We start from the raw sequence: 26,677 nt of genomic DNA, 5'->3' as shown, positions 1-26,677 counted from the left end.
TAAACATTAAAGTTTATCCGGTACAAATAGGTAAATTTGCACGCATCCAAAAAAGAAGAGATTTTGCAAGCACAAAACCATTTTCCACTCTGGAAGATTGGAATAATGTTGATATGGATCAGTTTAGTCACTGGTTCTACTTCTAATTACGCCTTCAGTTTTAATGAATCCGATCAACCCAATTTTGAAAAAAATGAGTTTGCGGCGTTAGAACTTACAGGTTCGGAATACTTATGTATCATTTTTGGAGGAGTGATTGGGACTTACAGCGCTGGAGGAGACCCTGCAACTGACGTGTACTCTTGGGTAGTCACCAATCAAAATGGGGATGAAATCTTCAACCAATCAGGAGGTGGTACTCAATATGAAACAATTAAAGTTTCATTCAATGAGATTGGGATTTATAAAGTAAAGGTGAATGTAAGAAGGAATAATGACAGTGACTTCTATGAAGAGACCATGGAGGTAAATGTTAAGAAAGGTCCAGAATTAGTCCTTTTACCAGATTACTTACTTTGTAGCGGAAACCCTGTTGAACTAACAGCGATCAATGCTTCTACGGCAAATGTTGAAGAATACTCAATCATATGGAAAGATGTTCTGGGAAATGAGCTAGCTACTGGAAATACAATTCAAGCCTATTTTGAAGGCTATTACAAAGTTGAAATCTTTTTATTGAATTCTGAAGGTGGACAAGATTGTTTGATTACAGCTTCCACCTTTGTTGGGCCTTCTTTAGATTTCAAAATTATTCAGAGCTCTGAAGAAATTTGCGAAGGTGAGAACATCGTTTACTCTTTAGACACTCCTCTTTCTGGGGAATGGTTTATTAGAAAAGATAATGAAACCGAAAAAACAAGTCTTGGTTCAGGTTATGAAAAAGTAATAACACCAGAATATATTAATGGGCTCGGATATTTTGAAGTATCATTTCGCGCTATTGACCCTGAATTTCCTGATTGTAGTTCAGAGAGAAAGCAGTTTTTCTTTGTTAAAGAACCTCCAAAATTCAACTTGGTAATTACCAGTCAACCTCAGGATTGTTCTGATCCATCCGGCGGATTTCAAATTACTGCTCAATCAGACCTTGACTCCTTGTTTATCCCTGAATTAGGTATCACTGAAACAAATATTTCAGTAGGACAAACGCTTCCTTTTTCAAATATAATTCCTAAGATCTACACCGTAAGTGCTTATCAAAACGGTTGTCAAGTCACCAAATTAATAGAAATGGCCGGCTTACCGGAAAATCCGTCCACGATCCTTGAAGTTAAATATGAGGAAACTCCGGAAACCTGTAACCCTAGAGGGATAGAGCCAGGCAACCTTTCAATAAACTTCCCAACTTCAGTGACTGGTGAGTATAGAGTTCTTTCTAAACGCTCTGGAATAGTTAAATCAGGATTATTTCAAAACGAATCTAGCAAAGAAATCAGTTTATCAGATGGGGCATATCTTGTTGAATTAATAATAGGAGGTTGTACATATCCATTTAAATCTGTTGTAATAGGGAAAGCCGAACAAGTAAAATTCTCAATTCCTGAGACCATCAATATTTGTGAAACTTTCGACTTAATACCAGAAACTGACCAGGATTTGATTTTTACGCTGACATTTCCAGATGGACATGAGGAGCAATCAAACTCCGAAAATGGCTTTTCCCTGACAGAAGCTGGAGAATATGAATTATTAGGAGTTTCCAATGATCCAAACCTTGATGCTTGCCCCAAAGTGCAAAAATTTACAACATCGCTATCAGAGTCCCTTTCATTTGAAGTCGAATTAATAGAAGAGGATTGCTTTGGCAATAAAATTTACGAAGCTAAAATTCAAGGGATTCCCTCTGATCAAGCAAGTATTCGCTGGCAAAATCCAGCAGGTGAAATTGTAGGAAGGGGCCCTATGTTTTATCATTCTGAATATGGAACCCATTCTCTTTTAGTGCAACCTTTAGGTAGTGGGTATTGCCCTGTAGAAAAAATCTTCTTCGATATCACCCGACCTGTTTTGAATGTTGAGGTGGAATTAGAAGCAACCAAAATATGTCCTGTACCCTACGAAGCCACTGTTACATTACTGACAAATGAAGAGGAAGTCAACCACACAGAATGGATCTTCTATGATTCTGATAACAACAGGCTTAATCTGACGCAATTCGACGATTTATTTGAAATTCAAGCGGAACAAGAGGGTACCTATGAGGCAGTCGTGTTTAATAAACTTGGATGTGAGATAGGTAGAAATTTAATAGAGGTGGAGGAAAGTATGTTTACCACACCTCCAGCGATAGAGGATTCTTATGCTTTTTGCTCTATCAAAAACAATACTATCGCTCCAATAAACCCTGGGGAGTTTGCAGAATATAAATGGTACTTTGAGGATCAATTAGTTTCTTCAAATCCTACCTATAAGCCTGAAGATGTCGGAGATTATCAATTAATAGTTACAACAGAAGATGGCTGTGAATTTTCTGCTGAATTCAGCACCTATGATGCATGTAATTTTAATGTTATCTATCCCAATGCAATGGTACTAGGTGATCCTGCAAAGGACTTCCGCGTCATTCTGAGTGAAGGCGTTTCAGAGGCCGAATTATTTATATTAAATCGCCAAGGATCTTTGATACACCATGATATTGCAACCGAAATAGCTATCGAATCCCCCATCCTATTATGGGATGGAAATGTGGAGGGCGGCACCATACCAAGTGGGACTTATGTAGTTGTAATTTTGTTAAGAAACGATGAGTACGGTTTTGAAGAAAAAGTAACCGGCTCACTTTTGGTAATAGAATAAGATTTCATTTTTTAATCCTTGAAATATTATTTAATCGGAAAAGGCCAAATCCGATATTTTTCCTATTTTCAACCGTGTAAAATGTTTTAATTAATGACCCTATAACCAAAAAACCTAGCTTATGACTCAAGCCATCAACAAAAGTGCACTCTTCAACGCAAGCTGTTTCGCACTAATCACAACTGCCTTTACATTTGCGATTAGGGCAGGAATTTTACCCCAGTTAGGAGACCAATTTGGCCTAAATGCAGAACAGTTGGGGTTTATTAACTCTATGTGGTTCCTTGGATTCCCTATTTCAATGATTCTTGGAGGATTATTCTACCATGTTGTAGGACCTGCAAATATCATGAGGATAGCATTCGTAATGCATACATTGGGGATTATTCTTACAATTTTTGCAGGTGGATACACCACATTATTGTTATCCACATTATTTATTGGATTTGGAAATGGATGTACAGAAGCTGCTTGTAATCCGATGATTGCAGATATGTATACCGGTGTCAAAATGAATAAAATGCTTAATAGATTTCATATGTGGTTCCCTGGTGGGATCGTACTAGGAAGTCTCATTTCAAAGTTTATGACAGATTTTGGCTTCAGCTGGCAGATGCAAATGTGGGTGCTGATGGTGCCTACTATTATCTATGCGGTACTTTTCTTTGGTAAGACATTTCCAAAACCACATGAAGATGATGCAATGTCTATTACTCAGAATCTGAAAGCAATGTTTTCTCCCGTATTTATCTTCTTGTTCATAGCCATGTCCCTAACTGCAATTTCAGAGTTTGGACCACAGCAATGGGTAGGCTTAATCATGGGAGCGAGTGGCGCTAGTCCAATGTTGATTCTAGCCTTGACCACAGGTGTAATGGCTGTTGCGCGATTCTTTGCAGGTCCGGTAGTAAGTAAATTAGGACAAACAGGAGTATTACTTGCAGGTGCCGTACTAGCTACTTTGGGGATTTATTTATTCAGTACAGTCACTGGACCCTTGGCTTATGCTGCAGCAGTTATATTTGCTTTGGGAGTAGGTTATTTCTGGCCCGTAATGGTAGGCGCAGTAGCTCAAAGAGTTCCTTTAAGCGGTGCTTTAGGAATGTCAATTATTGGAGGTATAGGTATGTTTTCTACTGCTATATGGCAACCCGTAATTGGATCATGGATTGATGGATCCCTAGCTGAAAAAGCAGCAGAAGGACTTAGCGGCGAAGCATTAGAATTAGCAGCAGGTCAGGCAACACTTCAAAACATCATGCTATTCCCTGCTATATTAATTGTATTGTTTACGATTTTCTACTTCTGGCAAAAAGGTTCTAAACCTGCAACAGCCTTAGCTCACTAAAAATTAAAGCAGCCTTCGGGCTGCTTTTTTTATCTAATTACCACAGGAATACGATTCATATTCTTCCTTAAATAAGGACCAGATTTTTCCATCTTCATCACGGTAGGTGATGCCTTCATACCTTTTTGTAACTTCAATACCACCGGTAGTTTCTATAGTAGAACCATCCTTCAGGGTGATTATGCAAGGACCTTCAAGTTTTTGAATATCCACAAGCTTGGTATCCTCAAAGAGGCTACAGCCCATAAAAACAAAGAATACAAATGGAAGACATTTTCTCATGACAGCCTAATAATCTAGTGGGTAAAAATGGCCAAAAAAGATTTCTTATTGTAGTGAATCCAAAATAAAAATGTGACTATGGATTGAATAAGGAAAAAATAGCTAGAATCAAGAAGGAATTTACTTGTTATCCAACCCTTTCGACTAATCCTATCAATTATCATTTTTCTTTCTTATTAAAAAGCAAAAAACCTCTGAAGTCTTTACACCTTCAGAGGTTTTCATCTTTTTTACTTTAGCTTTCAGCCTTCAGATTTCACTTCAAATTCTTATACCGAATTCGCTTCGGGGTCACATCTCCCAGTCTTTTCTTTTTGTTCTCTTCGTAATCGGAGAAGTTTCCTTCAAACCACACTACCTGAGAATCTCCTTCAAAAGCAAGAATATGCGTGCAGATTCTATCTAGAAACCATCTGTCGTGGGAAATAACAACCGCACAACCTCCGAAGTTTTCCAATGCTTCTTCCAATGCACGTAGTGTATTTACATCCAAATCATTGGTTGGCTCATCGAGTAGCAATAAGTTACCGCCTTCTTTGAGCGTCAATGCCAGGTGAACCCTGTTTCTTTCTCCACCTGAAAGTACGCCCACTTTCTTTTCCTGATCTCCTCCACCGAAGTTGAATTTGGAAACATAAGCTCGCGAATTCACTTCTTTGTTGCCAAGCTTCATCAATTCATTTCCTTCAGAAATTGTTTCGTAAACTGACTTATTTGGGTCTAGAATATCATGTCCTTGATCTACATAGGCAAGTTGAACAGTCTCCCCCACTTCGAAATGACCGGAATCTGGATTCTCTTGACCTGTGATCAATTTGAAAAGCGTAGACTTACCGGCACCATTGGGTCCAATTACTCCGACTATTCCTCCCTGAGGCAGTGCAAAACTCAAATTTTCAAATAATAATTTATCTCCATAAGCCTTAGAAACGCCATTTACTTCAATGACCTTGGCTCCCAATCTAGGTCCGGGTGGAATAAACAATTCCAATTTTGCTTCTCTTTCCTTGGACTCCTCTCCGACTAATTTATCATAAGCGCTCAAACGAGCTTTTCCTTTGGCTTGACGTGCTTTCGGAGTCATTCTGATCCACTCCAACTCACGTTCCAAAGTTTTCTGACGCTTGGATTCAGTTTTCTCTTCCTGCTTCAATCGGTTTTGTTTCTGATCCAGCCAAGAAGAATAATTCCCTTTCCAAGGAATCCCTTCCCCCCGATCCAATTCCAAAATCCATCCTGCCACATTATCTAAGAAGTATCTATCGTGTGTTACTGCGATTACTGTTCCTTTATAATTCTGTAAATGCTGCTCCAGCCAATGGACTGATTCAGCATCCAAGTGGTTAGTAGGTTCATCGAGGAGCAATACATCAGGTTCCTGTAAAAGGAGACGACAGAGTGCTACTCTTCTCTTTTCGCCACCAGATAAATTCGCCACACTGGCATCACTAGGGGGAAGTCTAAGCGCATCCATGGCTTTGTCAAGCATGACATCAAGCTCCCATGCATTCGCAGCATCAAGCTTCTCCTGTACCTCTCCTTGCTTCTCGATCAAGTCATTCATTGCATCAGGGTCTTCCATTAAAGCCGGATCCATAAATTTCTCGTTGATAGCTTCGAATTCCTTTAGCAAGGCCACCGTTTCTGAAACAGCTTCTTCTACCACTTCTTTCACCGTTTTGGATGGATCCAGCTGCGGCTCCTGCTCAAGCATTCCAACAGAATACCCTGGAGACCAAACTACTTCTCCAAGAAACTCTTTGTCAACTCCAGCGATAATTTTCAGCAAGGAAGATTTACCAGAACCGTTGAGACCTAAGACCCCGATTTTAGCTCCATAAAAAAATGATAGGTAAATATCTTTTAGTACTTTTTTCTGTGGTGGATAGATTTTTGACACTCCCGCCATCGAAAAGATTATTTTTTCTGCACTCATATGGTAATTTTTACGTTACAATTTCACTTAATTGGTAAAGATGGCAAAAAAACCCCTTTCTTAGGATAAGTGCTTTTGAATTAATTAATTTGCCAAAAATTGAAAACGACCACCTAACCTAATGTAGAGCAATGGAGCATCCGTACGGATATATAAAGGATAATAAAGTTTATTTAAAGGGATTTTTAGGTCAAGACGACAGGATCATTGGTGAGGTAAAGGAAGATGAGGCGTCAACTTTAAATTATTTTGAAGCTCGATTCGAGCAATTAAAAGAAAAGGTCGAAAAATTAAAATCAGATATTCAGGAGAATCAGAATAAGGGATCTTTTCTAATGAAGTTGATTCATTTGAGAGATTCACTGATGCAAGCGGATGCATTAGGTGATTTCGTTCCTTTGATTGAAGACCTTAACAAGGAAGAAGAATTCTTGAATGAAATAATTCAAGCTAACCGTTCTAAAAACTTAGAAGTCAAAAAAGCCTTGATCCTCGAAGCTGAGGAACTAAAGGATGACACAGATTGGAGAGAAACCACGGAGGCTTTTAAGGACTTGAAATTACGTTGGATAAAGACGGGTCCTGTTGAAAAGGAATTTGAGGAAGAAATTGAAAAAAAATTCAATGATGCCGTTCAACATTTTTTCGAAAACAGAAGACATTATTACGAAGGCTTAGCTTTACAGGCTGAAGAGAATATCAAAGTTTACGAAGCTTTGGTTGTACAAGCTCGTGAGGCACATGACTTTCCAGATGCAAAAGTCGCATTTGAGATCAGCAAAAAGATTCAAAAGGAATGGAAGTCATCTGGTAAAGTTCCTGCGGAAAAACGTCAACCGCTCTGGGATGAGTTCTCTAGGCTGAATAACCGAATCTTCTCCAGGTATAAGAGAACATTGAATCCTGGGCCAAGCATGCACCCCAGAGAAATCATTCGGAAAGTAGAGCAATTGACAGAAGAAATCAAGAAACTATCCGGTCAGCCAACTACTTATGAATTGATTAATCGGGCGAAGAAAATTCAAGAAGAATGGAAAAAACTTCCCATGAGGAAGCCAAAAGAGGTAAATCTTACTGCTAGATCCTATCAATTCTTCATGGACATCGTTTTTGAAAAAGCTTTCTTGGAAAAATTGGTTCATGGAAAATATGCTGACTTTGATGAAAAGCCTGCAGAGGAGCAAAAACAAATAAAAATAGCTTTAATTAAAGATTTACTGCGCAGGGACCAAACTGAACTGGAAACTGTTCAAAACAATTCTGAAAATTTTCGCGTTCAGACGCAGGATTTCGAGATAATGATGAGAAAAAAACTTTCTGGCTTAAAAAGAAAAGTTGATGTAAAAAATTATATTTTGAGACAACTTTCTTTTAATTAATGAGTACTTGATTACATATCTGAAAAAAAAGATAATTTTGCAACCCTATTAATATCCGGAACACCTATTAATAAAATAAACACTATGTACTGGACACTTGAACTTGCCTCTTATTTAGAAGATGCTCCTTGGCCTGCAACTAAGGATGAATTAATTGATTACGGCATCAGATCTGGCGCACCACTAGAAGTGGTTGAGAATCTCCAGGAATTAGAAGATGATGGCGAACCTTATGAAACAATTGAGGAAATTTGGCCGGATTATCCGACCAAAGATGACTTCTTCTTCAACGAGGACGAATACTAAAAATAGAGCCCCAAGATTCGGGGCTTTATACTTTTCATAATCCAAGCACTTGCCTGAGTCGGGAATATCCTGATTTGCTTACGGGTACTTGCTCCCCATTTCTAAGTTTGACAAGGAAATTTTCCCTTTCATAAGGTTCTATTTGCGTCACTTCATTTAAATTGACCAAGTATGATCTATGGACTCGTGCGAATTTAGAAGGGTCTAAAGCCTCCTCGAGAGATTTCATTGTCATTTTCTTGAGGAATTTACCATTCTTGGTATGAATGGCTATGTAATCATCTTCTGCTTCAAAGTAAGTCACATCCTTAATGGAAATGATCTTTATTTCATTTTTCACCCGTACAACTAAACGATTGCTTTTTTCAGCAAGGTGATTAATGTTGCTTTGATCTTCCACCGATGATTGATTTAAAAACCGCTCGATCGCCTGATTAAATCTATCTTTTGAAAAGGGTTTTAATAAATAATCAATTGCCTTGGAATCAAATGCCTTTAATGCATACTCGTCAAATGCTGTTGTGAATATTACTGAAGGAGCTTCATCCAATAATTCCAGCATTTCAAACCCTGTGATTTTAGGCATTTGAACATCTAGAAATATTAAATCAGGCTTATACTTCTGAATCGCCTTTATTCCTTGGAGGCCATCCTGGCAAATTTCCAATAGTTCAAATTGGGGAAATTCTTTTAAATACTCTGCTACAATAGAAGCCGCTAATGGCTCATCATCTATGATTAGTGTTTGGATCATTTCAATTGTGGAATTTTAAGAGTTACCATAAATCTTCCTTCTTTTGAACATGTAATCAATAAATCAGATCTCCCAAAAAGCAATTCAAGTCTTCTATTTACAGAACTTAAACCAAAGCCGACGCCTGAAGAAGGAGAACTTTCTTCATCAAATGGGTTCTCAATTTGGATAACCAAATAATTTTGTTCCTTAAAAGTAGAAACTATAATATCTACTTCACCGATAAGCCCATAAAGACCATGCTTAATAGCGTTTTCTAACAAAGGCTGAATAATCAGCTGTGGGAGCATCATATCCATGGAGGATTCATCCGAGTTGATCTGCACGTGAAGCCTATGGCCAAAGCGAACCCGCTCAATATCCAGGTACATTTTTAAATAGTTCAATTCCTCCTTTAAGCTAACCCAAACTTTATGATCCTTTCGAATAGTCCCTCTTAGGAAGTCTGAGAGTTGCAAAACCATTTCCCTTGCTTTCTGGGGCTGAGAAACTACCAAAGCACTGATTGAATTTAAGCTATTAAACAAAAAATGCGGTTGTAATTGCTGTCTGATAGAATTTAGTTCAACTTCCCTTGATAGCTCATTTATACTTGCTTCCCTTTTTTGTGTCTCTTCTTGAAGCTCCAATTTTGATACAACCAAAGCCATCACAGAAATCAAAATTTCAGGAATCGCTAGAAATGCCCATCGAAGGAAAAAACTATTTTTCAACAGATCTAAATAGTTGGTTTCTTCTACAAATAACCACTTGAGAATAAAACCATGCATGGCTGCCCCTACAAAACTTAGAAAGAGGGGAATAATTATTAGTAGCCAACTGTTGGTACCTTTTGGTATATAAAAGCCAAATATTAATTCCAACACAAAAATTCCGCTCAGGAATAATCCGGTAAAAGCCAAAGCATCAGGCCAGGCGATCTCAACCTCCACCCCATAACCTTTAAGAATAAAAAAGCATCCCAGAAACCACGAAATCGCAGTTCCTGAGATGATATACTTTATTAATTGAGGTTTATTAAATGCTTTAAAAATCAATGGTTTCTGGTTTTATCTGATTTGAATCTCGTTAAAATGATCTGATTTCCAAGCCTCCAAATAGGACCGTTCCCTTCAAAATCAAAACTTTATCCGGATCAATTGCCGTTTCTCTGTAGGTTCGTTTATCTTCAATACCTGCTGCGATATTGCTTACTTCTGTTCTGATATCCCAATGAGGTGGAACAATAAGCTTCATCCCTCCAAAAATCACATCCACTTGAATCGTAACAGATCCTTGTATATCTGCTTGCGTCAAATCCAGATCGATTCCTCCAAAGGCTGCAGTTAATTTACCTCCTTTTAGATTTTTACTCATGATTCTTTTATTTACTCCACTTAAAATCGCATCAATATTCAGCGTATCGGAAAAAGAGGATCCTGACATATTTCCTAAATTTGATTTTGACCCTGAGGCAAAAGAACTATCAGATGAAGAAGAATCACTTTTCACTTCCTCGGCATAGGTTCCGTCTGGATTTTTCTTTTTGTTTACCTGCCAATTCGCTTGAATGTCCCGAATCAGATCCTGCTCCTTTTTCTTTTTTGTGATCAAATAAACACCCAATACAATCAATGCTACAGGTAGAATATATCTATCCAATCCAAAATCCAAACCGAACTCATTCGTCAAAAGGAAATAAGATCCTAAGGCCAATAGAAAGGCCCCAAACAAACTTTTAAACTCGTGCTTGATTAGTGTAAATAAACCAATCGCAATTAGAATCATTGGCCAGGTAAATACAAAGGAAGGAATAAAGATGCCTACTTTTCTTAGAAGCAAAAGAACCCCTATCAGTAATATTACAAATCCAAAGACTATGCCGCCATCATTTCTAGGTGAAGAATATCTTTTCATGAGAGTATTTGTTTAAAATGTATGATCAAATGTAGATTATACATACTCTCTCTGAAATGACTAATAGGTCAACTGAACCAAAAAGTCGGTAAGCGCCCCAAAAAGGTCGGTGAAAATGTAAGCCCTAATTCTTTTTCTTTTTGGATAGAAGAAATTCACCATAATCCATATCCTCTGGTGTAGTGATCTTAATGTTTTCGGGGTTCCCTGCAATTAAAGAAACCTGCCAACCTTGGTGCTCATAAACTGTAGCATCATCAGTAAATTGCTGTAATTCTGTTACTTGAAAAGCTTTTCTAATTCTTGCAAGTTGAAAAGTTTGGGGTGTTTGAACCAATCTAAAATATTGTCGTTCCTCATATCTTGAGTTTCCATCATCTGAAAGTTTGCGAATAGAGTCCTTTAAAGCTACAACAGCGATAGCACTTCCTGATTTCTCAGCTTCTGAAAATGAGTTTAAGATCACCTCTCTGCTCACAAATGGTCTTACTCCGTCATGGATTGCTACCAATCCCTCTTCCCAGTTTATGGTGTTCAGGCCATTTCTTACAGACTGAAATCGGGAATTCCCTCCTGGAACCAAATCATGTGGGATTTTAAATTTAAATTGGGTACAAAGCTCTTTCCAATATTTAAAATCCGATTCTGGAATAACCAAGATCAATTTCATCGAAGGGTCTACTTCATGAAAAATTGATAGGGTGTGCATCAAAATTGGTTTGCCTCCAATAGGTAAATACTGTTTGGAAATAGGACTACCCATTCGCGTTCCCTTACCTCCGGCAACAATAACCACTGCTTTATTCATTTTGAGAATTTTGCGATAAAAATATCCATTACATGATTAGAAAATCTATCCTGTAAATTATCAAACTGTAAAGGAATAAAAAAAGCTCCCGATTATGGGAGCTTTAAATATTAGAGGATTAACATGGCATCTCCATAAGAGAAGAAGCGATATTTTTCCTTGATAGCTTCTTTATAAGCCTTCATTACCAAATCATATCCTCCAAAAGCTGCTGTCGTCATTAATAAAGTCGACTCAGGTAAATGGAAATTAGTAATCAAAGCATTAGCAATCTTGAATTCGTAAGGAGGAATAATAAATTTATCTGTCCAACCTGCGCTTGCCTTCAATCTTCCATTGGCTGTAACAGAAGATTCGACTGTTTTTAGGGAAGTAGTTCCCACCGCAACAACACGCTTTTTATTATCCAATGCCTTGTTAACCAAGTCTACGGTTCCTTCCGGAATACTATAATTCTCAGAGTCCATCTTGTGCTTTGTCAAATCTTCCACATCCACTTGACGGAATGTGCCAAGACCAACGTGAAGCGTAATAGGAGTCACCTCAACACCTTGCAGTTCTAAACGCTTTAACAAATGGGGAGTAAAGTGAAGTCCGGCAGTTGGCGCTGCAACAGCACCTACATTCTTTGCAAAAACAGTTTGATACCTTTCTCTGTCTTCAGCTTCTACTTTTCTTTCAATAAACTCTTTTAATAATGGGGTTTCACCCAAGGAATCTATAGTCTTATGGAACTCTTCTTCGGTCCCATCAAATAAGAATCGGATAGTTCTTCCTCTTGAAGTAGTATTATCAATTACTTCTGCAACAAGGTCAGAATTGCCAAAATAAAGTTTATTACCCACCCTGATCTTACGTGCAGGATCTACTAGAACATCCCAAAGTCTCAATTCAGGATTAAGTTCTCTAAGTAAGAAAACTTCGATTTCCGCACCCGTTTTCTCTTTGTTTCCGTAGAGTCTAGCAGGGAATACTTTTGTATCATTTGTAACAAAAACATCCCCTTCACCAAAGTATTCAATAATATCTTTGAAAACTCTGTGTTCGATTTTTCCAGTATCTCGGTGCAATACCATAAGACGGGATTCATCGCGGTTTTCAGTTGGATAAAGAGAAACTAGTTTTTTTGGAACGTCAAATTTGAAATCTGATAATTTCATAGGAAAACTTTAGATGTCTAAGCTTGATTTGTTTGATTTAGATTAACTCTAAAAAATGCAAAGATAATAACAATAATGCCCAATTTCAGCTATCTTAACAAATTGTTTTAACCAACTATAATAAAGTATGCTCTTTTTCCAATTAACTTGGGAGAGTTTTAGGTTTGCTTTCTCTGCTTTAAAATCTAATATAACCAGAACTATCCTTTCTCTCTTAGGAGTAACTATAGGGATTTTTGCTATCATAGCAGTATTTACTTTGGTAGATTCCTTGGAGAATAATATAAAATCTTCCTTTTCCTTTCTTGGTACAAATGTGATGCGCGTTGACCGCTTTCCATTTGCAAGCGGACCTCAGGATTACCCTTGGTGGAAATATTTCAGAAGACCTCCAGGAACTCTGGCTGAATATAGGTTTCTAGAAGAAAGACTTAATTCAGCCCAGGCAGTTACGATTTCAGCCTCAGCTGGAACTACAGTAAAAGCAGGGAGTAATGCATATCAAGGCATGCAGCTGACTGGCATAGAATACACATATCAGGATGTATATGAATTACCATTAGAAGAGGGCAGGTATTTTCTGGAGTCAGAAGTTAATGCTTCCCGAAATCTGGCTATTGTGGGAAGAAAAATAGCAAATACACTTTACCCAAACCTTCCAATTTTGGGAAAAGAGATTAAAATAAAAGGACTTAAGTTCACTGTGATTGGAGTATTTGAAGAGGAGGGCGAAGGCTTATTTGATGCCCCATCAAAGGATGAGGCCTGTATCATCCCTTATGGAGCATTTAGTAAAATGTTCTACACGGGAAGGAATGGAGTAGAGCCAACTATCGCCGCAAAAGGCAAAGAAGAGGACATCGGTCTTGTTGAATTGGAAAACGAACTTACTGGCTTATTGCGGGCGAAAAGAGGCCTAAAACCTACGGAAGAAGATAATTTCGCTTTAAATAAAACAGAGTTTATTCAAAATGCTATTGGATCTATTTTCGATGTGATTTCTATTGCTGGATGGGTAATCGGAGGGTTTTCTATCTTGGTGGGTGGTTTTGGTATTGCTAACATCATGTTTGTGTCGGTTAGAGAACGAACCAATATCATCGGGATTCAAAAATCATTAGGTGCAAAAAATTACTTTATCCTTTTTCAATTTTTATTCGAAGCTATCTTTTTAAGCTTAATAGGTGGAATTACTGGAATATTGATAGTTTTTGGATTGAGCTTTATTCAATTAGGTAGCTTAGAACTTATTCTATCTTTTAAAAATATTGTTCTTGGACTTGGGGTCTCTTCTATTATTGGTGTAGTTTCAGGAATAGTCCCTGCCACTTTAGCTGCAAGACTGGATCCTGTTGAAGCCATCAGAACTGCCTAAAAAGAAAAATACCCCCATTAAATATCTAACTTATTGGGGGTATTTTAATTACTTATATCGATAGATCGATCGTCCGAATAAGAAAAAGTTATTATTCTTTTAGCTCCTTTTGAGGGGCGTCTCCCAAACCAGCGGCAGCTTTTATTTTGACTTCTAGCTCTTCCATCAATTCAGGATTATCCAATAATAAATTCTTCACAGAATCTCTTCCTTGTCCCAGTTTTTCCCCATTATAAGAAAACCAAGAACCAGCTTTCTTAATAATTTCAAACTCTACGCCCAGGTCAATAATTTCACCCACCTTAGAAATTCCCTGACCATACATGATATCAAACTCTACGACCTTGAAAGGTGGAGCAACTTTATTTTTTACGACTTTAACTCGGGTCCGATTTCCTAAAATATTATCTGCACTCTCTTTAATCTGACCAATTCTTCTGATATCCAATCGGACAGAGGCATAAAATTTCAGCGCATTACCGCCAGTGGTGGTCTCTGGATTTCCAAACATCACACCTATTTTCTCTCTTAACTGGTTGATGAAAATACAAGCACATCCCGTCTTATTGATAGCGCCCGTAAGCTTTCTAAGTGCCTGAGACATGAGTCTGGCCTGCAATCCCATTTTTGAATCACCCATATCACCCTCTAGCTCACCCTTTGGAACTAAAGCTGCCACAGAGTCAATAACCAAAATATCAATGGCTCCTGAACGAATTAGATGTTCCGCAATTTCAAGCGCTTGCTCACCATTATCTGGTTGTGAAATCAACAGGTTTTCAGTATCAATCCCTAATTTTTCGGCATAGGTTTTGTCGAATGCGTGTTCAGCATCTATAAACGCAGCCAAACCTCCAGCCTTTTGGGCTTCAGCAATACAGTGCATCGTTAATGTGGTTTTACCAGAGGATTCCGGACCGTAAATTTCAATCACCCGGCCACGCGGAATACCTCCCACACCAAGTGCCATATCGAGCCCAAGAGAACCAGTGGAAATAGCGGGAACGTCTAACACCTTATTGTCGCTAAGCTTCATTACGGTCCCTTTTCCATAAGTTTTCTCCAATTTATCTATCGTAAGTTGAAGGGCTTTAAGTTTTTCTGCGTTATTACTCATGAGTTTTCGTTTAAAAGAATCTTTAGTAGGTGAAATTAACTAATCAACATGCTATTACCAAAGGAGAATTAGCCATTGTTTTCGAAGGCCAAATTCGTAATTTTATTCACCAAACGACTCTTTTTTTCGTAATACCTTTTAAAAAATTTAATTTTCGTCAGGTATTGTCAATAAAATTTATGAGAAGACTTTCTGTACTTTTTTACATTTTGCTGTTCCTATGGAATTCTAATGCATTTTCCCAAGAGAATTCTACGAATGATGCATTCACTTTTGGAGAGGAATTAAACTTCGAAGTAAGTTATGGTTGGTTAAATCTGGCTGATGCAAAGCTTGAAATAAATCGTCGTACTCACACCCAGAATAATAGACCTCATTATAAAATTGATGTGTATGGAAAAACAAAAGGGGCTGCCACAATTTTTGGGAAAGTGAATGATAACTGGGGAACCTATTTGGATACAAGCACCATCAACCCTTCTGTATTTTACCAACATATTGAAGAAGGCAGGTATAGGAAGCATGAAAAAGTTTCTTTTGATCAGAAAAATAATAAAGCACTGGTTGAAGTTTTCGAAAAAGATAATCGAACTCTAAAAAGTGTAAAAGAATATGATCTGCCGGGTAAGGTTCAGGATATCGTAAGTGGGTTTTATTATTTGAGAACTTTGGATCTTGAAAAATTGAAGGTTGGCGAAACCGTTTTAATCCGGGGTTTCTTTGATAAAGAGATATATAACATAAAGTTAATATACGAAGGCACTGAGCTTCTGGAAACTGAGATTGGAGAAAAGGATACCTATATATTCTCACCACAAATCCCAAAAAACAAATTATTCCGAGGGGATTATCCTGTAAAAGTATGGGTAACTCGCGATCAGAATAAAATCCCAGTAAAAATAAAGGCAAGCTTATTTTTAGGGTCATTGAATTTTGACATAATCAATGCAAAGGGCTTACGCAACAATTAATTAAGAATGAGATAACCATTTGTTAATCTCAGTGAATTCAAACAGAATAATTATTAGGGATTCCTGATAGTCAGAATCAAATCCTACTTTTTATTTGGTACCTGTCTTCAAATATTCCTTATTTTTAAGCAAATTTTTAAGAAATGCCAGTATGAGTGAAAAGCAAAAAAAAATCAAAGTTCTCGTGGTTGACGATGAACCGGACATCGTCGAGATTCTAAAATATAACCTTCAAAAAGAAGGCTATGAAGTGGCTACCGCAGAAGATGGTTTGAAAGCAGTAAAAGTAGCTTCCAAGTTTTTTCCAGATGTAATTCTATTAGATATCATGATGCCTGGCCAAGACGGCGTGGAGACCTGTCTACAAATAAGACAGATTCCTGAACTCAAAAATGCATTTATAATTTTTCTAACTGCCAGAATGGAGGAATACTCTGAAGTTGCTGCTTTTGACGTAGGTGCGGACGATTACATAACCAAACCGATCAAACCTCGAGCATTGATGAGTAGAATTGCCGCATTGTTTAGAAGGGAATCCAAAAAGGAGCAGGAACAAATCCAGATAAAAATTAAAGATCTTATTATCGATAGGGGCAGCTATACGATCGATAAAGCTGGAAAAACAATCACCCTACCAAAGAAGGAATTTGAATTATTGTATTTCCTCGCTAAAAACCCTAATATGGTTTTTAGTAGAGATGAGCTTCTCCAAAATATTTGGGGAGCTGATGTTTTTGTACTTGCCAGAACAGTGGATGTACATATCAGAAAAGTCAGAGAAAAAATTGGAGACGACTACATCACTACTGTTAAAGGAGTAGGGTACAAGTTCGATTTAGGCTAAGATGCTTACAAATTCCCGAAGTATTGCTTTTATTTTAGCATTGGCTATCAGCGCAATGGTAGCTGCTTTTTTATCATTATTAGAGTCTACCAATTCCACTATTTTATTAGTAGCAGGAGGTATTTCCTTTTCAGTAGCTTTCCTTCTAACCAATATCACGTTGGAATTTTTGGTTTTCAGAGAGATTGGAAATGTTTATTCCCTTTTAGAAAAAATCCAGAAGAAAGACTTTTCCGAAATCAGCGATAAATCATCTAAATCTTCTATTTCTCCATTAAGAAGGATTAATAAAGTAATAAATTCCTATGCTTTGACCAAGCAGAAAGAAATCGAAGCATTGCAAAAAAATGCTGAATTTAGAAGAGAGTTTATTGCAGACATCTCGCATGAGTTAAAGACTCCAATTTTTGCTACACAAGGGTATATCCACACCTTGTTAGATGGAGCAATTGATGACAAGCAGGTTCGGATGAAGTTCTTGAAACGTGCCGCAAAAAGTCTCGACTCCTTGGATGTGCTTGTTCAGGATCTATTGACATTAAACCAAATGGAAAGTGGTGTGATCAAATTCACTTTCACACAGTTTGATTTAAAAGACCTGATTATCGAAGTTATTGACCAACTGGAGCACAAAGCATCCAAAAGGGATGTAGAAATAATTTTTGATTTTGAGGAAGGCAAAAACTACATCACTTCTGCAGATCGGCAGAAAATCTACCGAGTCTGTCAAAATCTGATTTTTAATGCCGTCAAGTACAACAATAACGAAGGGGAAGTAAAAGTAACTTTAAGGACCAGTAAGAATAGCATTCAGGTTGACATCAAGGATGATGGACAAGGAATTCCACCGGAGGATCTGAAGCGGATTTTCGAACGATTTTACCGAGTTGAGAAGAGCAGGAACAAAAAAGAAGGCGGTACCGGATTGGGATTAGCGATCGTGAAGCATATTCTGGAAGGGCACAAAAGCAAGATATCTGTCAGCTCGACGGTGGGCAAGGGGTCAATTTTTAGTTTTTCGCTGCCACTGATCAAGTCGGATGTCTCATCAGAAAAACAAAAGACTGTAACTAGTTAAAGATTAATCTGACCTTAATTTTTTACCGGATAATTTTTTCCTACTTTTGCACCCTCTTTGAAGAGGCAGGAGAATCCATGAAGAAAGTAGATTTTGAAAATCTTATTCTGTTTGAAAACGAGGATTACCTGGTAATCAACAAACCGCCTTACCTATCAAGCTTAGACGATAGGCATGAAGCGCAGAACATCTTAGACTTAGCCAAGGCACACACCCCCGATTCACAACTGTGCCACAGATTGGATAAGGAAACTTCAGGATGTCTAGTGATTGCCAAGAATCCAGTGGCCTACAGGCATTTGGCCATGCAGTTTGAAAGTAGAAAAGTAGACAAAGTCTATCATGCAGTGGTGGAAGGGATTAAGGAATTCAGCAATGAGCTGGTAGACCGAAACCTGATCGCTACTAGAAAAGGAGTTGCCAAAGTCAGTAAAGAGGGTAAGTCAGCGCAGACCTATTTCAACACGTTGAAAACATACTATGCGCATACTTTAGTCGAATGCAGACCTGTAACAGGCAGATTGCATCAGATCAGGGTACATTTAGCTTACCTGAAGTCCCCCATCTGTGGAGACACGCTATATGGAGGCAAACCTTTATTACTTTCTTCACTCAAGCGCCGCTTCAATCTTAAGAAGGACACGGAAGAGTTGCCCATCATGCAGCGGGTTTCTCTACATGCCTTTTCAATAGAATTTGAGGGACTGGACAGGAAGAAGCTTAAAATCGAAGCTCCATACCCAAAAGATTTTCAGGTACTGGTAAAACAGCTGGAAAAAACCGCCTAAAAAATTTTATTGATAAAAAGCATCCAAAATCAATCTCCTGAGAGGGATTTTGGGCTAAGCCAATGAAAATTAGGACTTAGTAATGGAAATATTTTGCATGAAAAATAAAATACTTCTATCTTTGTGTCCCTTTTTGAGGGTGAAATAAATTTAACAAGCTAAAAATTAAACAGTTACACAGTGGATACTTTGAGCTATAAGACCATATCAGCCAATGCCGCGACTGTAGAAAAGCAATGGGTCGTAGTGGATGCCCAAGCTGCAGTTTTGGGTAGATTGGCGAGTGAGGTCGCAAAAATCTTAAGAGGTAAGACAAAGCCAAGCTTTACTCCTCACGTAGATTGTGGTGACAATGTCATCGTGATCAACGCAGACAAAGTTCGTTTAACTGGTGATAAGTGGAACTCCAAAGTTTATGTGAGACACACTGGATACCCAGGCGGACAGCGTATTTCTACCCCAAAATTGTTGAAAGACAAATCTGCATCTATTTTAGTAGAGAAAGCCGTTAGAGGCATGCTACCTAAGAATAGATTGGGAAGAAAATTATATGGCAACTTGTACGTGTATAATGGATCCGAGCATCCACACGAAGCACAGCAGCCTAAAACTATCACCCTATAATCGTCTAAATCATGGAAATGATCAACACAATCGGTAGAAGAAAGACCTCTGTAGCCAGAATTTACATGGCTCCGGGAAATGGTGAAATCTCCGTAAACAATCAGTCATTAGAAGTTTACTTCCCATTCGACCTACATCAGATCGTTGTGAAGCAGCCTTTGGCTCTTGTTGGCGTAGAGGGGAATTATGATATTAAAATAAATGTAGACGGTGGTGGTATCAAAGGGCAAGCGGAAGCAGCTCGTATGGCCATTTCTAGAGCTTTGTGTGAATTTGACGGAGAGCATAGAGCAGCATTGAAAAAAGAAGGTTTCCTTACGCGTGACCCTAGAATGGTTGAACGTAAGAAGCCAGGACGTAGAAAAGCAAGAAGAAAATTCCAGTTCTCTAAACGTTAATCAGGAACTTCTTCACTTTATAAAAACATATTTATGGCCAAATTAGAATATAAAGACTTACTAGATGCTGGTGTTCACTTCGGACACTTGACGAGAAAGTGGGATCCAAGAATGGCTCCATACATTTTCATGGAGAAAAATGGTATCCACATTATCGATTTGAATAAAACGCTTGCTTGCCTCGACGAAGCATCTAACGCAATCAAGCAGGTAGTACGCTCAGGCAAAAAAGTGATGTTCGTAGCTACTAAGAAACAAGCTAAAGATCTAGTTGCAGCGGAAGCTCAGCGTCTAAACATGCCTTATGTAACCGAGAGATGGTTAGGTGGTATGTTGACCAACTTCGCTACAATCAGAAAGTCCTTGAAAAAGATGTCCGGATTGGACAAATTGATGAAGGAAGAAGCTTATATGAACTTAGCTAAGAAAGAACGTCTGATGGTTTCTCGTCAAAAAGACAAGATGGAAGATGTTTTAGGTGGTATCTCTGATTTGAGTAGACTTCCTGCAGCTCTTTTCATTGTTGATATCAAAAGAGAACACATCGCAATTGCTGAAGCAAAAAAGCTTGGTATCCCTGTTTTCGCATTAGTTGATACGAACTCAAACCCAAATGAGGTTGATTTCCCTATCCCTGCTAATGACGATGCATTCAAATCCGTATCCTTACTAGTTAAGGCGTTTGGAGCAGCTATCGAAGAAGGTCTATCTGAAAGAAAGAAAGACAAAGAAGAGGCTAAACTTTCTGAAGAGGAAGAAGCTAAGAAAGCTGTGGACGCCGAAACTAAAGAATAATCCACACTTGATTTGAAATAAAAAAATTGAACATGAGGTTTCGCCCTATGTTCAATTTTTTGTTTAAAAGACTATAAGAAACATTTTCTTCTAGCTAATAAAATTTTAAAACCTTTGAGATAACTATTTTCCAAAGGCAAATATTATAATATCCCGTTTAATATTTAAACCGATAATACGATGGCAATTACTGCACAAGAAGTAAACAAACTAAGACAAATGACCGGTGCCGGTATGATGGATTGCAAAAAAGCTTTGACTGAAGCTGAAGGTGATTTTGAAAAAGCTGTGGACATTCTTAGAAAAAAAGGTCAAAAGGTATCCGCTTCTAGAGCTGATCGTGAGACTAAAGAAGGAGTAGTTGTAACAAACGTTTCTGCAGATGGATCAAAAGGAACTTTGCTTTCTTTGACTTGTGAAACTGACTTTGTTGCTAAAAACGATGAATATGTAGCTTTCGCTAATACACTTCTTGATATGGCTGTTGCAGCTGAAGCTTCTACAGTTGAAGAAATTCAAGCATTGCCATTCGAAAACATCACTGTTGCTGAGAAAATCGTTGAGATGACTGGTAAAATCGGTGAAAAAATTGAAATCTCAAATTACGAAGTAGTAAGCGCTGAAACTGTTGTTCCTTACATTCACTCTAATGGTAAATTAGGTGTTTTGGTAGGTTTGGTAAACACTTCTGGTGCTAATGTGGAAGAAGCTGGTAAAGATGTAGCAATGCAAATTGCAGCGATGAATCCAGTTGCTGTTGACAAAGACGGAGTAGACTCTTCTGTTGTAGAAAGAGAAATTGCAGTTGGAATGGAGCAGGCAAAAGCAGAAGGTAAACCAGAAGCAATGCTTGAGAAAATTGCAATGGGAAAATTGAACAAGTTCTACAAAGAGAATACCCTGTTGAGCCAAACCTTCGTAAAGGATAACAGTAAAACTATCGCTCAATACCTTGACTCGGTAAGCAAAGGATTGACAGTTTCTGCTTTCAAAAGAATCTCTATCGGATAATTTATCCTTATTCAAACATAAAAAATCCCCTCCAATTGATTTTGGAGGGGATTTTTATTTTTATGCAAATCTTAATCAGGAATTCATCAACTCCTCAATCTCCTCAGCTTCAATCGGAATATCTCCCATCAGATCCAAGTAGCCATTTTCCTGAACCACAATATTATTTTCCAATCGTATTCCCATTCCCTCAGCAGGAATATAAATCCCAGGCTCCACAGTAAATACCATTCCTGGTTTGATCGGTCCATGCATGGTCCCAACATCATGCACATCTAAACCTATATGATGGGATGTCCCATGCATGAAATACTTTTTATAGGCTGGCCATTTAGGATCCTGGTTCTTAATATCAGTCTGATCGATCAAACCTAATCCGATCAATTCACTCTGCATGATCAATCCTACCTCCTTATGGTAATCCTGAATATTTTGTCCTGGGATAAGCATGCTGGAAGCTTGATTTTTTACCCGTAAAACAGCATCATAAACAGCTCGTTGTCTCTCGGTAAATCTCCCACTGACAGGAATAGTGCGGGTCATATCCGCATTGTAATTCCCATATTCCGCTCCAACATCCATCAAAATCAATTCCCCATCTTTACATTCCTTGTTATTTTCTAAATAGTGTAAAACACAGGCACTACTACCTGAAGCAATGATTGGCTCATAAGCAAATCCCTTGCTCCTATTTCCCACAAACTCATGTAAATATTCTGCCTCGATCTCATATTCAGTCACACCAGGCTTTACAAATTTCAGCACCCTCCTGAAACCCTTATTTGTGATATCACAGGCTATCTGTAGCTGATTAATTTCCTCCTGCTCCTTTACCCCTCGCAACTCATGCATAATCGGGGCTGCGCGCTCGTATTCGTGAAGTGGAAATCTATTTTTGCAAGATTTAATAAATCTGGAATCACGGGTTTCTACCACTACCCCAGCTCTCAGATGTTCATTAGTGTTCAGATAAACCCTTTCAGAAAGAGCCATAACAGAATTGAAGACCTGATCAAAATTGGAAAGCCATTGAATATTCTTTATTCCAGAAGCAGCTTCCGCCTCCTCTTTTGTATACTTATGGCCTTCCCAAATTGCAATCAGCTCACTTGTTTCACGAAGGAACAACACTTCTTTCATAGCCGGATTGGGGCAATCAGGAGCCAATAACAAAATGGTTTCTTCTTGATCTATTCCGCAGAGATAAAATAAGTCGTTATTCTGGCGAAATTTCATAGTACCATCTGCGTTGGTAGGCATAATGTCATTTGCATTGAAAATGGCTACACTATTCTCCTTAAGTTTCGCTGTAAACTTTGCTCTATTTTTAATATATAAACTCTGGGGTAAGGGTTGATATTTCATAAATCGATTTTGATTTTTTCTAATTCGAAGTTACTAAAATATGCTTCAAAAGGAGAGCAAAACAAGGCAGGAAACAAATTGATGCTTTTCTTTGTATTTTACCGAATGGGTAAGCAAGCATGAATTTAAATATTAAAGAATTAAGCAACGGCATCCGCATTGTCCATCAGGAAGTTACACATACCAGACTGGTACATTGTGGTTTCATTCTGAATATCGGAAGCCGGGACGAAACAAAGGAACAAGAGGGTTTAGCCCATTTTTGGGAGCACATGGCTTTTAAGGGCACACAAAAAAGAAAAACATTTCATATTCTGAATAGACTTGAATCCTTAGGAGGAGAATTAAATGCTTATACCACGAAAGAGAAGGTTTGCTTTTATGCTTCTACTTTAAAAGAGCATTACCCGAAAGCCGCTGACTTACTTTTCGACATTACATTCAACAGTACCTTTCCCCAGAAACAGATAGAAAAAGAGCGACAGGTCATTTTGGAAGAAATGGCTATGTACAGAGATTCTCCCGAAGATTCCATACAGGACGAACTCGATGAACTGGTATTTGAAAATCATTCATTGGGCAGAAATATCCTTGGAACCGAAGAAACGGTAGGAAATTTCTCACATCTTGATTTTATAGATTTTATTTCAACTCGTCTTGACACTTTTCAACTCGTCTTTTCAGTAGTCGGAAATATAAATTTCAAAAAAGTTCTAAAAGCAATAGAGGGTCCTTTAAACAGTATCCAGGCAAAAAGAAGTCTTTATATTAGGAATGGATTTCATAATTATCAGCCTAAAATAAAAACTGTAGAAAGAGATATTACTCAGTCCCTTTGCGCCTTGGGAAGACCTGCCTATTCCTTACATGATCCAAATAGGTACAAATTATTCCTACTTAATAATATTCTTGGAGGACCAAGTATGAACAGCAGGTTGAATTTAAGTCTGAGAGAAAAATATGGATATGTTTATAATATCGAGTCTACCTATTCGACCTTTTCTGATACTGGCTTCTTTGGGGTTTACTTTGGAACTGAAGAAAAAACGCTGAAAAAAGCCAAAAATCTGGTCATGAAAGAAATGGCTAAACTTCAACAGAAAAAACTTGGTACTGTACAGTTGCATATGGCAAAAGAACAAGCGATTGGTCAAATGGCCATGGCAGAAGAAAATTATGCTGGCTTGATGCTTGTATACGGCAAAAGCCTGATAGATCATGGAAAAGTAGACCCTTTAGAAAACATCTTTGGTCAAATCAGGAATACTTCTGCCGACGAACTCCAGGAAATTGCCAATGATATTTTCAATCCTGAATACATGAGTTTTTTAACATATAAGCCACAATAACCATGGAGTTTATATCTTCTGAATTATCCCTGTATTGTGATAATCACACCTCAGATGAGGATCCTCTACTTAAAAAAATCACAAGAGAAACTCAATTAAAAGTTCTGAAACCTAGGATGCTCTCTGGACAACTTCAAGGAAAAATGCTTGAGATTCTCACTAAAATGATCAACCCTAAGTTGATTCTAGAAATTGGCACCTACACTGGGTATTCGGCGATATGTATGGCGAGAGGTTTGAGCAAATCCGGAAAACTTATCACCATTGATATCAATGATGAGTTAGAAACAATGGTAAGAGGTTTTTTTAAAGAGAGTGGATTACAGGAACAAATCGATTATCGCTTAGGAAATGCACTTGATATTCTTCCGGAATTAGAAGGCCCCTTTGATATGGTATTTATTGATGCTGATAAAATCAACAATGAGAAATATTTCGATTTGCTTATAGATAAAATGACTACTGGCAGTGTTTTGATGGTAGATAATGTACTTTGGTCAGGTAAAGTTTTATCAGAAAGTGACCAGAAAATTGATAAGGACACGAAGGCTATTATTGATTTTAATGCCAAAATAAATAATGATCCAAGGGTAGAAAATGTACTACTTCCAGTACGTGACGGAATAATGATAGCCAGAAAATTATAGTATAATCAAAAAAGGAATCATTTTTGCTAAAAACAGGCTGAGCACAAGAATAAAGCCTTTTTGAATGATTAAAAATAAATTTTCTTCCCTTCTCATTTACCTTACGTTTTTCAATAGCCTGCCTTTGTTGGCACAAATTCCACAAGTTCCTGCTGAATTAGAGTTTGCCGATTTGATTGTTAGAATCAACCCTCAGGCAAGGAGAGAAATACAACTTGACGTTGACGCTCAATACAGGAATCCGAATTACCTGAAGGTAAAACAGGACAGAGTGAATTTGTATATGCCTATAATCGAGGGCATTCTAAGAGACAATGGTGTTCCAGAGGATTTTAAATACCTGGTAATTCAAGAGAGTTCCTTAATTGCTGATGCAGTTTCCACCTCCAATGCAGTTGGGTTTTGGCAATTTAAGCAAGGAACAGCTGAAGAAGTATTTTTAAGAGTTGACAATCACATTGATGAGCGAAAAAACATCGTTTCCTCCACCAGAGGAGCTGCGCTTTATTTGAAAAAGCACAATAACACTTTTGACAATTGGATGTGCGCTTTAGTTTCCTATCAGATGGGTCTCGGAGGTGCCAAGGCTTATTTTGGAACCAGATATAATGGCAAGAGGATCATCGATGTTGATAGAAATACCCACTGGTATTTTAAAAAGTTTTTAGCACATAAAATTGCTTTCGAAAGCCAAATTGGGGTTTTTACTTCTAATTCGAGATTGGTAGAGGTACCTGTAAAAGGTCCAACTTCCCTTGCAGCATTGGCAAAAAAATATGGGGTTTCGGAATCGCAATTGGAAGAATACAATAAATGGACCTCGAACGGTAAAATTCCAAATGATCGAACCTATTCTTTGGTCTATTTGCAGGAAGGGTCACTTTCGATTCAACCTGCCATTATCCAAGAGAATAAACCTAAATCGAAGAATTCTACTAATGCTACAAGTAATTCTCCTGCCTATAAACAAGCAAATTCATTCCCTAGGATTGATGGAAATACAATAAAGGCAAATCAACCCAACCAAATTACGGTAAATGATATTGATGGGGTAAAAGCATCCAAGACTACTACCCAAAGCAATTTCTCAGATCAAATAGGCTTAAAAGAAAGAAAGCTTCGAAAACTGAATGATTTGGAACCTGGAGAAAGAATTGAAGCTGGGGAATATTATTACACGAAGAAAAAGAAAACGAAAGCTGATGTTGAAAATCATATCGTCATGCCCGGAGAAACACTTTGGAGTATTTCTCAAAAATATGGTATCAAGCTTTCTTCTTTGAAAGCTAAAAATAGAATCCGAAAAGACTCTGATTTGAAAGTAGGAATGGTTCTTAATCTTCAGGAGCACAGAAAACGTGGTGAGGAAATAAAGATTGTAAAAATCAATCAATCAGCCCCTCCCAAAAAATCTGTACTTGCAACTAATAATGCAAATACTCGGACTCAGCAAGAAGTCAAAACCATGACACCACCAATTCAAAGTGCTTCGAGCAAATTAACCCATGTGGTCAGTAAGGGAGAAACACTATTTGCAATTAGTAAAAAATACGGAGTCACTGTCAATGACTTAAAATCCTGGAACAATATCGGGAGCCAAAACATCATCAGCATCGGTCAGAAATTGGTTATCTTCACACCCTGATCCTA

At 37.9% G+C, this 26,677-nt stretch carries 25 protein-coding genes; 16 read left to right on the top strand and 9 right to left on the bottom strand.

Features of this window, described 5'->3' with window-relative positions:
- The first annotated feature begins 36 nt into the window (after positions 1–36).
- Both AAGF08_RS18740 and AAGF08_RS18735 read left to right on the top strand, forming a co-directional pair.
- The gene (locus tag AAGF08_RS18740; RefSeq protein WP_343512920.1) at positions 37–2,796 is read left to right on the top strand and encodes a hypothetical protein; all 2,760 of its coding nucleotides are present in this window, start codon (positions 37–39) and stop codon (positions 2,794–2,796) included.
- 121 nt (positions 2,797–2,917) lie between these two features.
- Positions 2,918–4,144: an MFS transporter gene (locus AAGF08_RS18735; protein ID WP_343512919.1), complete on the top strand. Its 1,227-nt coding sequence runs from the start codon at positions 2,918–2,920 to the stop codon at positions 4,142–4,144.
- Positions 4,145–4,177: 33 nt separating this feature from the next.
- On the opposite strand, the gene AAGF08_RS18730 is transcribed toward AAGF08_RS18735, so the two are convergent.
- Together AAGF08_RS18730 and ettA are read right to left on the bottom strand one after the other, a co-directional pair.
- The gene (locus AAGF08_RS18730) at positions 4,178–4,426 is read right to left on the bottom strand and encodes a hypothetical protein (protein WP_343512917.1); all 249 of its coding nucleotides are present in this window, start codon (positions 4,424–4,426) and stop codon (positions 4,178–4,180) included.
- Positions 4,427–4,682: 256 nt separating this feature from the next.
- Positions 4,683–6,362, bottom strand: coding sequence for an energy-dependent translational throttle protein EttA (gene ettA, locus AAGF08_RS18725; RefSeq protein WP_343512916.1), 1,680 nt, complete (start codon positions 6,360–6,362; stop codon positions 4,683–4,685).
- Positions 6,363–6,493: 131 nt separating this feature from the next.
- Between ettA and AAGF08_RS18720 the strand changes: the two genes are divergently transcribed.
- Together AAGF08_RS18720 and AAGF08_RS18715 are read left to right on the top strand one after the other, a co-directional pair.
- Entirely contained in the window at positions 6,494–7,741 is a 1,248-nt protein-coding gene (locus tag AAGF08_RS18720; RefSeq protein ID WP_343512915.1) for a DUF349 domain-containing protein, read from the top strand.
- Between the two features lie 84 nt (positions 7,742–7,825).
- Positions 7,826–8,047, top strand: a complete 222-nt coding sequence (locus AAGF08_RS18715) for a DUF2795 domain-containing protein (RefSeq protein WP_008202749.1) — start codon at positions 7,826–7,828, stop codon at positions 8,045–8,047.
- Between the two features lie 34 nt (positions 8,048–8,081).
- Here the strand turns inward: AAGF08_RS18715 and AAGF08_RS18710 are convergent, their stop codons facing one another.
- The 5 genes from AAGF08_RS18710 to queA form a co-directional block, all read right to left on the bottom strand.
- A complete protein-coding gene (locus AAGF08_RS18710) occupies positions 8,082–8,801 on the bottom strand; it encodes a LytTR family transcriptional regulator DNA-binding domain-containing protein (protein ID WP_343512913.1) in 720 nt (239 codons plus the stop codon).
- Positions 8,798–9,838: a histidine kinase gene (locus AAGF08_RS18705; protein ID WP_343512912.1), complete on the bottom strand. Its 1,041-nt coding sequence runs from the start codon at positions 9,836–9,838 to the stop codon at positions 8,798–8,800. Before AAGF08_RS18705 ends, AAGF08_RS18710 begins: the two co-directional genes overlap by 4 nt.
- A 31-nt stretch (positions 9,839–9,869) precedes the next feature.
- Entirely contained in the window at positions 9,870–10,697 is an 828-nt protein-coding gene (locus AAGF08_RS18700) for a DUF5668 domain-containing protein (RefSeq protein WP_343512911.1), read from the bottom strand.
- A gap of 124 nt (positions 10,698–10,821) precedes the next feature.
- A complete protein-coding gene (locus AAGF08_RS18695) occupies positions 10,822–11,505 on the bottom strand; it encodes a 2-C-methyl-D-erythritol 4-phosphate cytidylyltransferase (RefSeq protein ID WP_343512910.1) in 684 nt (227 codons plus the stop codon).
- A 110-nt stretch (positions 11,506–11,615) separates the two neighbouring features.
- Positions 11,616–12,665 carry a tRNA preQ1(34) S-adenosylmethionine ribosyltransferase-isomerase QueA gene (queA, locus tag AAGF08_RS18690; protein ID WP_343512909.1) on the bottom strand — a complete coding sequence of 350 codons (1,050 nt, stop codon included), beginning with the start codon at positions 12,663–12,665 and terminating at the stop codon, positions 11,616–11,618.
- A gap of 127 nt (positions 12,666–12,792) precedes the next feature.
- Between queA and AAGF08_RS18685 the strand changes: the two genes are divergently transcribed.
- Positions 12,793–14,040 carry an ABC transporter permease gene (locus AAGF08_RS18685; RefSeq protein WP_343512908.1) on the top strand — a complete coding sequence of 416 codons (1,248 nt, stop codon included), beginning with the start codon at positions 12,793–12,795 and terminating at the stop codon, positions 14,038–14,040.
- A 91-nt stretch (positions 14,041–14,131) separates the two neighbouring features.
- On the opposite strand, the gene recA is transcribed toward AAGF08_RS18685, so the two are convergent.
- Complete coding sequence (recA, locus tag AAGF08_RS18680) at positions 14,132–15,157, bottom strand: recombinase RecA (RefSeq protein ID WP_343512907.1); 1,026 nt, start codon at positions 15,155–15,157, stop codon at positions 14,132–14,134.
- A 179-nt stretch (positions 15,158–15,336) separates the two neighbouring features.
- Between recA and AAGF08_RS18675 the strand changes: the two genes are divergently transcribed.
- From AAGF08_RS18675 to tsf, 8 genes are all read left to right on the top strand, one after another.
- Positions 15,337–16,128 carry a DUF3108 domain-containing protein gene (locus tag AAGF08_RS18675; RefSeq protein WP_343512906.1) on the top strand — a complete coding sequence of 264 codons (792 nt, stop codon included), beginning with the start codon at positions 15,337–15,339 and terminating at the stop codon, positions 16,126–16,128.
- Positions 16,129–16,279: 151 nt separating this feature from the next.
- Positions 16,280–16,972: a response regulator transcription factor gene (locus AAGF08_RS18670; protein WP_343512905.1), complete on the top strand. Its 693-nt coding sequence runs from the start codon at positions 16,280–16,282 to the stop codon at positions 16,970–16,972.
- Between the two features lies 1 nt (position 16,973).
- Positions 16,974–18,050: an ATP-binding protein gene (locus AAGF08_RS18665; protein WP_343512904.1), complete on the top strand. Its 1,077-nt coding sequence runs from the start codon at positions 16,974–16,976 to the stop codon at positions 18,048–18,050.
- Positions 18,051–18,127: 77 nt separating this feature from the next.
- The gene (locus tag AAGF08_RS18660; protein WP_343512902.1) at positions 18,128–18,838 is read left to right on the top strand and encodes a pseudouridine synthase; all 711 of its coding nucleotides are present in this window, start codon (positions 18,128–18,130) and stop codon (positions 18,836–18,838) included.
- A 180-nt stretch (positions 18,839–19,018) separates the two neighbouring features.
- Complete coding sequence (gene rplM, locus AAGF08_RS18655) at positions 19,019–19,462, top strand: 50S ribosomal protein L13 (RefSeq protein ID WP_184492502.1); 444 nt, start codon at positions 19,019–19,021, stop codon at positions 19,460–19,462.
- Positions 19,463–19,473: 11 nt separating this feature from the next.
- Positions 19,474–19,860 (top strand): 30S ribosomal protein S9, encoded by a 387-nt coding sequence (gene rpsI, locus AAGF08_RS18650; protein WP_343512899.1) that lies wholly within the window; start codon positions 19,474–19,476, stop codon positions 19,858–19,860.
- A 33-nt stretch (positions 19,861–19,893) separates the two neighbouring features.
- Positions 19,894–20,655 carry a 30S ribosomal protein S2 gene (rpsB, locus tag AAGF08_RS18645; protein WP_343512897.1) on the top strand — a complete coding sequence of 254 codons (762 nt, stop codon included), beginning with the start codon at positions 19,894–19,896 and terminating at the stop codon, positions 20,653–20,655.
- Between the two features lie 180 nt (positions 20,656–20,835).
- Complete coding sequence (gene tsf, locus AAGF08_RS18640) at positions 20,836–21,666, top strand: translation elongation factor Ts (protein ID WP_343512896.1); 831 nt, start codon at positions 20,836–20,838, stop codon at positions 21,664–21,666.
- Positions 21,667–21,741: 75 nt separating this feature from the next.
- Here tsf and AAGF08_RS18635 read toward each other — a convergent pair whose 3' ends face one another.
- The gene (locus AAGF08_RS18635; RefSeq protein ID WP_343512895.1) at positions 21,742–23,031 is read right to left on the bottom strand and encodes an aminopeptidase P family protein; all 1,290 of its coding nucleotides are present in this window, start codon (positions 23,029–23,031) and stop codon (positions 21,742–21,744) included.
- Positions 23,032–23,150: 119 nt separating this feature from the next.
- Here AAGF08_RS18635 and AAGF08_RS18630 point away from each other — a divergent pair, with 119 nt between their 5' ends.
- From AAGF08_RS18630 to AAGF08_RS18620, 3 genes are all read left to right on the top strand, one after another.
- Positions 23,151–24,380 (top strand): pitrilysin family protein, encoded by a 1,230-nt coding sequence (locus tag AAGF08_RS18630; RefSeq protein ID WP_343512894.1) that lies wholly within the window; start codon positions 23,151–23,153, stop codon positions 24,378–24,380.
- Positions 24,381–24,382: 2 nt separating this feature from the next.
- Entirely contained in the window at positions 24,383–25,027 is a 645-nt protein-coding gene (locus tag AAGF08_RS18625; protein WP_343512893.1) for an O-methyltransferase, read from the top strand.
- A 64-nt stretch (positions 25,028–25,091) separates the two neighbouring features.
- On the top strand, positions 25,092–26,672 hold the full coding sequence (locus AAGF08_RS18620) for a LysM peptidoglycan-binding domain-containing protein (protein WP_343512892.1): 1,581 nt from the start codon (positions 25,092–25,094) through the stop codon (positions 26,670–26,672).
- Positions 26,673–26,677 lie beyond the last annotated feature (5 nt).

This window comes from Algoriphagus sp. SE2 (assembly GCF_039563885.1).
In the GTDB taxonomy this organism is placed as follows: domain Bacteria; phylum Bacteroidota; class Bacteroidia; order Cytophagales; family Cyclobacteriaceae; genus Algoriphagus.
The sequence above is the reverse complement of the archived record's forward strand: the minus strand, read 5'-3'. Positions and strand labels throughout refer to the sequence as shown.

Bases quoted from the DNA above. Each gene is read 5' to 3' on its own strand.
- AAGF08_RS18710 (WP_343512913.1), bottom strand. From the start codon at position 8,801: ATGATCCAAACACTAATCATAGATGATGAGCCATTAGCGGCTTCTATT.
- AAGF08_RS18715 (WP_008202749.1), top strand. From the start codon at position 7,826: ATGTACTGGACACTTGAACTTGCCTCTTATTTAGAAGATGCTCCTTGG.
- AAGF08_RS18720 (WP_343512915.1), top strand. From the start codon at position 6,494: ATGGAGCATCCGTACGGATATATAAAGGATAATAAAGTTTATTTAAAG.
- AAGF08_RS18670 (WP_343512905.1), top strand. From the start codon at position 16,280: ATGAGTGAAAAGCAAAAAAAAATCAAAGTTCTCGTGGTTGACGATGAA.
- AAGF08_RS18675 (WP_343512906.1), top strand. From the start codon at position 15,337: ATGAGAAGACTTTCTGTACTTTTTTACATTTTGCTGTTCCTATGGAAT.
- AAGF08_RS18695 (WP_343512910.1), bottom strand. From the start codon at position 11,505: ATGAATAAAGCAGTGGTTATTGTTGCCGGAGGTAAGGGAACGCGAATG.
- ettA (WP_343512916.1), bottom strand. From the start codon at position 6,362: ATGAGTGCAGAAAAAATAATCTTTTCGATGGCGGGAGTGTCAAAAATC.
- AAGF08_RS18625 (WP_343512893.1), top strand. From the start codon at position 24,383: ATGGAGTTTATATCTTCTGAATTATCCCTGTATTGTGATAATCACACC.
- AAGF08_RS18735 (WP_343512919.1), top strand. From the start codon at position 2,918: ATGACTCAAGCCATCAACAAAAGTGCACTCTTCAACGCAAGCTGTTTC.
- AAGF08_RS18665 (WP_343512904.1), top strand. From the start codon at position 16,974: ATGCTTACAAATTCCCGAAGTATTGCTTTTATTTTAGCATTGGCTATC.
- AAGF08_RS18730 (WP_343512917.1), bottom strand. From the start codon at position 4,426: ATGAGAAAATGTCTTCCATTTGTATTCTTTGTTTTTATGGGCTGTAGC.
- rpsI (WP_343512899.1), top strand. From the start codon at position 19,474: ATGGAAATGATCAACACAATCGGTAGAAGAAAGACCTCTGTAGCCAGA.
- AAGF08_RS18685 (WP_343512908.1), top strand. From the start codon at position 12,793: ATGCTCTTTTTCCAATTAACTTGGGAGAGTTTTAGGTTTGCTTTCTCT.
- rpsB (WP_343512897.1), top strand. From the start codon at position 19,894: ATGGCCAAATTAGAATATAAAGACTTACTAGATGCTGGTGTTCACTTC.
- queA (WP_343512909.1), bottom strand. From the start codon at position 12,665: ATGAAATTATCAGATTTCAAATTTGACGTTCCAAAAAAACTAGTTTCT.
- AAGF08_RS18660 (WP_343512902.1), top strand. From the start codon at position 18,128: ATGAAGAAAGTAGATTTTGAAAATCTTATTCTGTTTGAAAACGAGGAT.
- AAGF08_RS18620 (WP_343512892.1), top strand. From the start codon at position 25,092: ATGATTAAAAATAAATTTTCTTCCCTTCTCATTTACCTTACGTTTTTC.
- AAGF08_RS18630 (WP_343512894.1), top strand. From the start codon at position 23,151: ATGAATTTAAATATTAAAGAATTAAGCAACGGCATCCGCATTGTCCAT.
- tsf (WP_343512896.1), top strand. From the start codon at position 20,836: ATGGCAATTACTGCACAAGAAGTAAACAAACTAAGACAAATGACCGGT.
- AAGF08_RS18700 (WP_343512911.1), bottom strand. From the start codon at position 10,697: ATGAAAAGATATTCTTCACCTAGAAATGATGGCGGCATAGTCTTTGGA.
- recA (WP_343512907.1), bottom strand. From the start codon at position 15,157: ATGAGTAATAACGCAGAAAAACTTAAAGCCCTTCAACTTACGATAGAT.
- AAGF08_RS18635 (WP_343512895.1), bottom strand. From the start codon at position 23,031: ATGAAATATCAACCCTTACCCCAGAGTTTATATATTAAAAATAGAGCA.